The organism is Sphingomonas sp., assembly GCF_025353885.1.
Lineage (GTDB): Bacteria > Pseudomonadota > Alphaproteobacteria > Sphingomonadales > Sphingomonadaceae > Sphingomonas_O.
In genome coordinates this window covers 69,400-77,887 of sequence record NZ_JANXNX010000013.1, presented here as the reverse complement: position 1 = coordinate 77,887, position 8,488 = coordinate 69,400, and the positions used below count along the sequence as shown (strand labels likewise).

Genomic DNA, 8,488 nt, shown 5'->3' with positions numbered 1-8,488 from the left:
TCCGAACACGCCGGTCGCATGAGCATCGTCGATCAGAAGCACGGCGTCATGGTGTCGGGCGAGGTCGCTGAACCGTTCAAGCGGGGCAAGGTCGCCATCCATGCTGTAGAGGCTTTCGACGGCGATCCAGACGCGACCGGTGCCGGCAGAACGGCGCCACGCGGCGATGATGTCGGCGAACCCATCGACGTCGTTGTGTGGCGCGGACCGACACTCGGCGCGGCCCAGGCGCATCCCCTCATGCGCGCTGGCATGGACCAGTTCGTCGTAGAGGATCAGGTCGCCACGCTGCGGCAGAGTCGAAAGCAACGCCGCATTGGCCGCATAGCCGCTTGAGAAGAACAAGGCGCTTTCGCAGCCGAAGAACAGCGTGGCTTCACGCTCGAGCGCCTCATGTTCAGGATGATTGCCGCCCAACAGCCGCGACCCACCCGATCCGATCGGCACGCCGCGCGCCAGCGCGTCGGCAACAGCGGCGGCGAGCTTGGGTGAATTCGCCAGACCGAGGTAATCGTTCGATGACAAATCCTTGCCGATACGCGGGATCAACTGGCGCCGGCGACTCTGGTCGGCAAGCCTTGCCAAGTCGCGTGCATGGGCTTCGAACATCTGCATGCCAAGCCGTTAGGTAAAACCGACGGCGGGTGCGACTGAAAAATCAAATAACCGGTATCTTGTAATGATGCCACGCAAATACTGCCGCAGCGCCCCGATGCGGTCGCCAGATTTCCGCCACCTCGCGCACCGTTTTTTCGCTCGGCCGGGAGTTGTGGCCGAGAATACGGCCGACCGACTCCTGGACCGCAAGGTCGCCTGCGGGCCAGACGTCCGGACGCCCCTCTGCAAACAGCAGATACACTTCTGCCGACCAGCGCCCGATACCCTTGACAGCGGTCAGCTTGGCAATCGCCTCCTCATCATCCTGGGGAAGGTTTTCCAGGTTGAGATCACCGGCAACGATCAGTTCGGCCAGGCTGCGACAATATCCGATCTTCTGGCGGGACAGCCCGGCACCGCGCAATTGTTCGTCGGTCATGACGACCATTGCGCCCGGATTTTCAATGTCGCCAACGGTCGCCGCGACCTTCGACCAGACCGCGTCGGCCGCCTTGAAACTGATCTGCTGGCCAACGATCGTGCGCAACAAGGTCGGATAGCCGGTATCGCGGCCGCGTGGTTCGGGATAACCCGCCTGTGCCAAGGCAGTCGCAAAGCGCGGCTCGATGATCGCGAGGGCGTCGAGGCTGTTGCGCAACTGGGTAACGGAAAGTCCCATAGTCGTGTCCCTCAAAGCGGTTGATTCACGCCGCTTGCCGCGACATAGCCTGCCATCGCACATACCGAAGGAAGTCGCACATGCCCAAGCTGATCGTCACCACTCTCGATGGAAATGTGCAGGAGCTGGACGGGACAGCCGGGCTGACGGTCATGGAAGTTATTCGGGACGGTGGCATCGATGAACTGCTGGCACTGTGCGGTGGTTGTTGCTCGTGCGCGACCTGTCACGTCTATGTCGATCCCGCCTTCGCCGACCTGTTGCCTGCGATGAGTGAGGACGAGAATGACCTGCTCGATTCATCCGGCCAGCGGAATGAGCGGTCCCGCCTGTCTTGCCAGATCCCGTTCAAGGAAGCTCTGGACGGGATGAAAGTTACGGTCGCCCCCGAAGATTGACTGGCTCAGCCGACCGGGCGTGCCGACCATAGCGCCGGGAAAGTCTTTTGCAGCGCGACAAGCTTCGGCGCGTCCCACATGCGGATATAACCGTGATTGGGATTTAAGGCCGCGAAGTTTTGATGATGCGCCTCTGCCGCGAAAAAACCGCCGCTCTCCAGCTTGGTAACGATCGGTGCTCCCCAGACCTTCGACGCGGACAATTGCGCGATATAGGCGCGGGCGACGCGCGTTTGATCGGGCGATTGCGGGAAGATGGCCGACCGATAGCTGGTGCCCGTGTCCGGGCCCTGGCGATTAAGTTCGGTCGGATTCATCGCCACAGAAAACATGACGCGCAACAGCGTCCCATAACTGACGCGGGCGGGGTCGTAGGTGATCCTGATCGCTTCCGCATGGCCGGTCGTTTCGCTGCTCACGGTCTCGTAGTTCGCGCTGTCCGGCGATCCACCGGCATAACCCGACACGACCGATGTCACCCCCTTCACATGGCTGAACACCGCTTCCATGCCCCAAAAACAACCACCGGCGAACACGGCGGTGGCCGAATGTCCAGCGGCAGGCACATCAACCTTCGGCAGTGGCGCGAGCAACGTCCGTTCGGCTGCAGCGCTGGCAAATTGGGTGGCGACGCCCCCCGCGAGGAGGACCGCCGCCGTAAGGGGGAGAAGGTAGGATTTCATGGACTGACTTTCTAATTCGGCAGACTATCTAATTAGGCGCTCAAATTCGAATTTACAGATGCAGGCCGGGCGTCACGAGCAGAGCGGCTGCGCCGAACGCGAAACCGCCAAGCAGACGCTGAACGAAGGCCGATGTTACGAAGCTGATCATGAGCCGTTTCCTTTTATCTGTTCCAAGCTACGCAAGATAGCGGCACTGGGTTTCACACCCGCTGAACAAAATTATCGGGTTAGGTTCATCAAGTTTTGAACAACGCGCGGTTAAACCAGCGCCTGGCAGGCCGTCTGGATGCGGGTGCAGGCTTCGGTCAGGATCGCTTCCGACGTGGCGTAGCTTACCCGAAACGCCGGGCTCAGGCCGAACGCCTCGCCATTCACCGCGGCAACGCGCGCATCGTCGAGGAAATAGTCGATCAAATCGCTGTCGGTCTCGATCCGCTTGCCCTTGGGCGTCGTCTTGCCCATGCAACCGGTGGCGTCTGGATAGACATAGAACGCACCTTCGGGGGTCGGGCAATGCAGGCCGGGTGCGTCGTTCATCATCCTGACGACCAGATCGCGGCGACCCCGGAACGCAACGTTGCGTTCGGTCAGGAACGACTGGTCGCCGTTCAGCGCGGCGACGGCGGCATATTGTGCAATGGAACACGGGTTCGACGTGGATTGCGACTGCAGCTTTGCCATTGCCTTGATCAGCCAGATCGGACCGGCGGCATAGCCGATGCGCCAGCCGGTCATCGAATACGCCTTCGAACAGCCATTCATCGTCAGCGTGCGGTCGTATAATTCCGGGGTAACCTGCACGATCGTCGCGAACGGCGTGTCGGCGTACCAGATGTGCTCGTACATATCGTCGGTCAGGATGAAGACGTGGGGATGGCGAAGCAGCACTTCGCCGAGCGCGCCCAATTCCGCCGCCGAATAGGCCGCCCCGGTCGGGTTGGATGGCGAATTCAGCAAGACCCATTTTGTCGCGGGTGTGATTGCTGCGTCTAGTTGCTCGGGCAAAATCTTGTAATTCTGGTTCGCGCCTGCCGCGACGATGACCGGCGTGCCCCCTGCGAACTCGACGATGTCTGGATAGCTGACCCAATAAGGCGCGGGGATGATCACCTCGTCACCCGGGCCGACCGTGGCCAGGAACGCATTGAACAATGTGTGCTTACCGCCGACGTTCACGCTGACTTGGTTCGTGGCATAGGTCAGCCCGTTGTCGCGCAGGAATTTGGTGGCGATGGCGGCCTTCAGTTCGGGAATTCCGTCGACCTCGGTATATTTGGTCTTGCCCGCGTGGATGGCCGCGATCGCCGCGTCCTTCACAAAGTCGGGCGTGTCGAAATCGGGTTCGCCGGCCGACAACCCGATGATGTCGACGCCGGCCCGTTTCAGTTCGGCAACGCGCCCGGTCATCGCAAGCGTCGGTGATGGTTTGATGCGCTGGATGGCTGCGGACAGGTCTGACATTCTAATCCCCCGGGTTCGGGGTGCCTATAGCCCCGTCACCTGTGCGGGCAACAGGCCCCGCAGCGAATTGCCGATGAAAAATCCGTTGTGCAGATCGTCCGGACGGAGTTTGATTTCGGTTGCGCGGCCATTGTTAAGCAATTCATTGCGCAGGACACCCCCGAGCAAGCCCTGATCAAGCGGTGGCGTTTGGAGGACATCACCCCGGGCGACGAAGATGTTGGTGAAGCTGCCCTCGGTCAGGAAACCGGCGGCGTTGATAAAGACAACCTCGAACGCGCCGCAGGCACGGCGGGCTTTATCGTAGAAGTTGCGGTCGGTGGTCTTGTGGGCAAGCCGGAAGTCGCCGCGGTCCACTGGCAACGGGGCGATGGCAACCGACACGGTCGACCCACTGTCCGGGTCCAGAGCGCGGGTCTCCACCGCCATTGCGCCGCTTCTTGCCAATAACAGCCGAACGCGGCTTGGCACGCGAATGCGGAAGGTTGCGGCCTGCAGTTCGTTGCCCGCGGCATGGCGATCAAAGGCAAATCCGAAAATCAGGGCGCTGGCCTGCATCCGCTGCAGATGCGCTTCGAGACGCGACAGTCCGGTCAGGGGATCGAACGCCATCGTCTCGATCAGGTCGAAGCGGCGCGTGCTGGCCACGAAGGCTCCCTTGGCCAGGCATTCCGCCCATTCGGGACCGGCACGCGAATCGGCGACGATGCCCGAACCAAGGCCCATTACCGCGCCGTCGGGACCAAGTGTCAGCGTACGGATGGCGACGTTAAAGGCCGCCTCGTGCCCGCCGGCATCGATTCGCCCGATGCTTCCGGTATAGGCACCGCGTGGCCCGCGCTCGACTTCGGCAATGACCTCCATCGCGCGCAACTTGGGCGCCCCCGTGATCGAGCCACAGGGAAACAGCGCTTCGAGCACGTCGATGACGTCCTTGTCGGGCAGCAGTGCGGCTGTCACCGTCGACGTCATCTGGTGAACCGTTGGATAGGTCTCGACCGCGAACAGGGTTGGTACTGCGACACTGCCCGGCACGGCGACCCGCGACAGGTCGTTGCGCATCAGGTCGACGATCATCAGATTCTCGGCCCGCTGCTTTTCGTCCGATGACAGTTCCGACACCGCGGTCCGGTCACGCGCAGGATCGGTGTCGCGGGTGGCGGTGCCCTTCATCGGGCGCGCCATCAGTCGACCGTCGCGACAGGCAAAGAACAACTCCGGAGAGAGGGATAGCAGCCAGTCGCTGCCGGTATGGACGATGCCGCCATACCCCGCGGCAGCTCTGGCGCGCAGGCCAGCATAGAGCGCAAGCGGGTGGCCCGCTGTCGCGACCCGGGCCGGGAAGGTCAAGTTCGCCTGATAGATGTCGCCGGCCGCGATCAGCGCCTGGACCCGCGTGATCGCCGCATCGTACTCGGCGCGGTCAATGTCGGGCAGGGGCATGGAAAGCCATGCTCCGGCAGGGTCGGGCAGCAGGCCCGCAACGTCGTGGGGAGCTATTTCGCTAAACGAACGGAACAGCCCGAACCACAGCAATGGTCCTTTAAGGGGCGCGGCGGACACAGCGCCCCCGGCGATCGCGGCCCCGGCTTCGTATCCCAGGAACCCGGCGGCATGAAGTCCGGCTGCGGTTGCCGTTCGTACCGCTTCGAATGCTGCTGGAATATCGCTGGATCTGCGCGTCGTCACGACCTGAACAGGGTCGAGATAGAGTCGCGCAGGCACCGCAACTCCGGCTGCGCGAGCATCGTCAAGCAGGACGAACGGCGTGCCAGCGCGGGGGAGTGCAGAAGTCATGACGCCTTATTGCCCGCGCGGTGCGGCGCTTGCCAACCCCGTGCGTGGAGCAGCTGTGCAAAATGAAGCGGGTGGTGCTCAATCGTCCCCGGACTTTCCGGCGTCGATCGCGATCCGCGCCGACTGACCGGGCTCAGGCCGCCTGAGCTTCCTGCAGATGGCGAAGCGAACGAACGTTCTTGGCGCTTGCCCAGCAAAGGTCCTGCAACGATAATTCGCGACCGTCTACCGAATACAGCCCGATCTTGCGAACGGGTTGTCGGTGCAGTTCATCGACAAGGACGATTGTGGAAGGGCCGTTGACTTCCCATTCTTCGGCCCATTGGCGAAGCGACACGACCACCGGTAACAGCGCCGCGCCCTTGTCGGTCAAGCAATATTCGATTTTTCGCCGATCCTCCGTCATCGACTTTCGCGACAAGATGCCGTTTGTCACCAGTCGGCCAAGACGATTGGCGAGGATGTTGCGCGCAATGCCCATCGTCGACTGGAATTCTTCGAAATGGCGAATCCCGTTAAATGCGTCTCTCAAGATGAGAAACGACCAGCGTTCACCGACGACCTCTAGTGCCGCTGGCAGGGAGCACGCAACGGCCTCCTCAACGTTTTCTTTCACCAGATCCATGGTCGGGGACCTTATATTGTTTCATTGCCGTTTTCAATAGTTGATAAGTTCAGTGCGCGCCGGAAGTGAGGCAATAATTGCTTTATCTTTACCAGGATTTGGCTCGTGACTTGCCAATCGCGCACCGGACACTCCATCATGGCGGCGTGCTGCGCCAATACGAACTTGTCGAACGAGTAAAATCCTACGACCCCGACGCCGATGAGGCGCTGTTGAACCGCGCCTATGTTTTTTCCATGCAGATGCATGGTTCGCAAAAGCGGGCGTCGGGCGATCCCTATTTCAGTCACCCGATCGAAGTCGCCGGTATTCTGACCGACCTCCATCTCGACGACGAGACGATAGCGACCGCGATTTTGCACGACACGATCGAGGATACGCTGACCACGCATGAGGAAATCGTCGCCAAATTCGGACCCGCCGTGGCGCGACTGGTCGATGGCGTGACAAAGCTCAGCAAGATCGAGGCGCAGACCGAGAATGAGCGCGCGGCGGAAAACCTCCGCAAGTTCCTGCTCGCCATGTCGGACGACATCCGCGTTTTGCTCGTGAAACTGGCCGACCGGCTGCACAATATGCGGACGCTGCATTTCATACCGGACGAACAGAAGCGGCGGCGCATCGCCCGTGAAACCATGGATATCTATGCGCCGCTTGCCGAACGTATCGGCATGTATGAGTTCATGAACGAAATGCAGTCGCTCGCCTTTCGCGAACTTGAACCCGAAGCCTATGGGTCGATCACCAAGCGGCTCGAGCAACTCCATGAGGGCGGGGGCGACCAGATCGCGCGGATCGGATCGGGGCTGAAACTGGTGCTGAGCCGCGCCGGAATCGAGGCCGACGTCTCTGGCCGCGAGAAACATCCGTATTCAATCTGGAAAAAAATGGCGGAGCGCCACATCAGCTTCGAACAATTGTCCGACGTGATGGCGTTTCGCGCGATCGTGCCCGATGCCGACGCCTGCTACCTTGCTCTTGGAGTCATCCACCGGCGTTGGCCGATGGTGCCGGGGCGGTTCAAGGACTATGTCTCGACGCCGAAGCGCAATGGCTATCGGTCGCTGCACACTGCGGTCATTCATTCGGAAAAAATGCGAATCGAAATCCAGTTGCGCTCGTCCGAAATGCACGCACAGGCGGAATACGGGCTGGCCTCTCATTGGACTTACAAGCAGGGCCAGAAGCGTCCCGACGTGCCCGTACGGTGGATCAGTGACCTTGTCGAAATCCTCGACAATGCCGACAGCGCCGAGGAATTGCTCGAGCACACCCGCATGGCGATGTACCAGGACCGCATCTTCGCCTTCACGCCAAAGGGTGAACTGACGCAGTTGCCGAAAGGGTCGACCCCGATCGACTTTGCCTATGCCGTGCATACCACGCTGGGCAACGAGGCCGTCGGGGCAAAGATCAACGGTCGCGTCGTGCCGCTACGGACGCAGATCGAAAACGGCGACCAGGTCCAGATCCTGAAATCAAAGGCGCAGGAGCCGCAGCCCGCGTGGTTGAACTTTGCCGTTACCGGCAAAGCGCGTGCGGCGATCCGGCGCTTCGTACGCAACAAGGAGCGTGGCGAAAGCATCGCGCTGGGCCGCAAGATCTATGACGAACTGGTGCTGCGGCTGTCGGCGCCATTGGGCAAGGGCGCGCTCGACGCCGCCCTGAAGCGGTTGAAGCTGGTCAACGAAGCCGCGCTGATGGAGGCTATTGCCCGCCGCACGCTGACCGACGCACAGGTCATGGAGGCGCTGATGCCGGGGTCCGCGGGACCGGGCGACGACATTCGCGCCGCGCCCCAGCAGCGCGAAGCCATCTCGATGAAGGGGCTAACCCCCGGCGTTGCCTTCGACCTTGCGCTCTGCTGCCACCCGGTTCCGGGCGACCGGATCGTCGGTTTGCGCCGCGAGGACGAGCCAATCTTGGTCCATGCCATCGATTGTCCCAAGTTGGCCGACGGCATCGATGCCGACTGGGTCGACCTGGCGTGGGGGGATGGGTCGGACGGCGGTGCCGCGCAACTGCTCGTCGTGCTGAAGAACGAGCCCGGCGCGCTGGGCGTGATGGCTGGGATTTTCGGCCAGCACCGTGCCAACATCCTCAACCTGAAGCTGGAGGCGCGCGATGCGGGTTTCCACAGCTTCCGTGTCGACCTTGAGGTCCATGACCTCCATCACCTGACGCGCATCCTCGCCGCGTTGCGCGCGGTCGAGGCGGTTAGTCAGGCTGACCGGGTTTAGGCCGG

8 protein-coding genes are annotated in these 8,488 nt (G+C 61.7%); 2 read left to right on the top strand and 6 right to left on the bottom strand.

What is annotated here, in order from left to right:
• A partial coding sequence (locus Q0R02_RS02010; protein WP_293880330.1) for an aminotransferase class I/II-fold pyridoxal phosphate-dependent enzyme occupies window positions 1-615 on the bottom strand: 615 nt, incomplete at its 3' end.
• A 43-nt stretch (window positions 616-658) separates the two neighbouring features.
• On the bottom strand, window positions 659-1,276 hold the full coding sequence (locus Q0R02_RS02005) for a DNA-3-methyladenine glycosylase 2 family protein (RefSeq protein ID WP_293880329.1): 618 nt from the start codon (window positions 1,274-1,276) through the stop codon (window positions 659-661).
• Between the two features lie 80 nt (window positions 1,277-1,356).
• Here Q0R02_RS02005 and Q0R02_RS02000 point away from each other — a divergent pair, with 80 nt between their 5' ends.
• The gene (locus Q0R02_RS02000; protein WP_293880327.1) at window positions 1,357-1,674 is read left to right on the top strand and encodes a 2Fe-2S iron-sulfur cluster-binding protein; all 318 of its coding nucleotides are present in this window, start codon (window positions 1,357-1,359) and stop codon (window positions 1,672-1,674) included.
• A 5-nt stretch (window positions 1,675-1,679) separates the two neighbouring features.
• On the opposite strand, the gene msrA is transcribed toward Q0R02_RS02000, so the two are convergent.
• From msrA to Q0R02_RS01980, 4 genes are all read right to left on the bottom strand, one after another.
• Window positions 1,680-2,357, bottom strand: coding sequence for a peptide-methionine (S)-S-oxide reductase MsrA (gene msrA / locus Q0R02_RS01995; RefSeq protein ID WP_293880326.1), 678 nt, complete (start codon window positions 2,355-2,357; stop codon window positions 1,680-1,682).
• 261 nt (window positions 2,358-2,618) lie between these two features.
• Window positions 2,619-3,821 (bottom strand): pyridoxal phosphate-dependent aminotransferase, encoded by a 1,203-nt coding sequence (locus tag Q0R02_RS01990; protein WP_293880325.1) that lies wholly within the window; start codon window positions 3,819-3,821, stop codon window positions 2,619-2,621.
• Window positions 3,822-3,845: 24 nt separating this feature from the next.
• Window positions 3,846-5,618: an aminodeoxychorismate synthase component I gene (gene pabB, locus Q0R02_RS01985; RefSeq protein WP_293880324.1), complete on the bottom strand. Its 1,773-nt coding sequence runs from the start codon at window positions 5,616-5,618 to the stop codon at window positions 3,846-3,848.
• Between the two features lie 133 nt (window positions 5,619-5,751).
• Window positions 5,752-6,243 (bottom strand): helix-turn-helix domain-containing protein, encoded by a 492-nt coding sequence (locus tag Q0R02_RS01980; protein ID WP_293880323.1) that lies wholly within the window; start codon window positions 6,241-6,243, stop codon window positions 5,752-5,754.
• A 146-nt stretch (window positions 6,244-6,389) separates the two neighbouring features.
• On the opposite strand from Q0R02_RS01980, the gene Q0R02_RS01975 reads away from it, so the two are divergent.
• The gene (locus Q0R02_RS01975; protein WP_293880345.1) at window positions 6,390-8,483 is read left to right on the top strand and encodes a bifunctional (p)ppGpp synthetase/guanosine-3',5'-bis(diphosphate) 3'-pyrophosphohydrolase; all 2,094 of its coding nucleotides are present in this window, start codon (window positions 6,390-6,392) and stop codon (window positions 8,481-8,483) included.
• Window positions 8,484-8,488: the final 5 nt, after the last annotated feature.

What these genes read in the sequence shown, in the direction of transcription:
- Q0R02_RS02005 (WP_293880329.1), bottom strand. Translation starts at nt 1,276, where the DNA reads ATGGGACTTTCCGTTACCCAGTTGCGCAACAGCCTCGACGCCCTCGCG.
- Q0R02_RS02000 (WP_293880327.1), top strand. Translation starts at nt 1,357, where the DNA reads ATGCCCAAGCTGATCGTCACCACTCTCGATGGAAATGTGCAGGAGCTG.
- msrA (WP_293880326.1), bottom strand. Translation starts at nt 2,357, where the DNA reads ATGAAATCCTACCTTCTCCCCCTTACGGCGGCGGTCCTCCTCGCGGGG.
- Q0R02_RS01990 (WP_293880325.1), bottom strand. Translation starts at nt 3,821, where the DNA reads ATGTCAGACCTGTCCGCAGCCATCCAGCGCATCAAACCATCACCGACG.
- pabB (WP_293880324.1), bottom strand. Translation starts at nt 5,618, where the DNA reads ATGACTTCTGCACTCCCCCGCGCTGGCACGCCGTTCGTCCTGCTTGAC.
- Q0R02_RS01980 (WP_293880323.1), bottom strand. Translation starts at nt 6,243, where the DNA reads ATGGATCTGGTGAAAGAAAACGTTGAGGAGGCCGTTGCGTGCTCCCTG.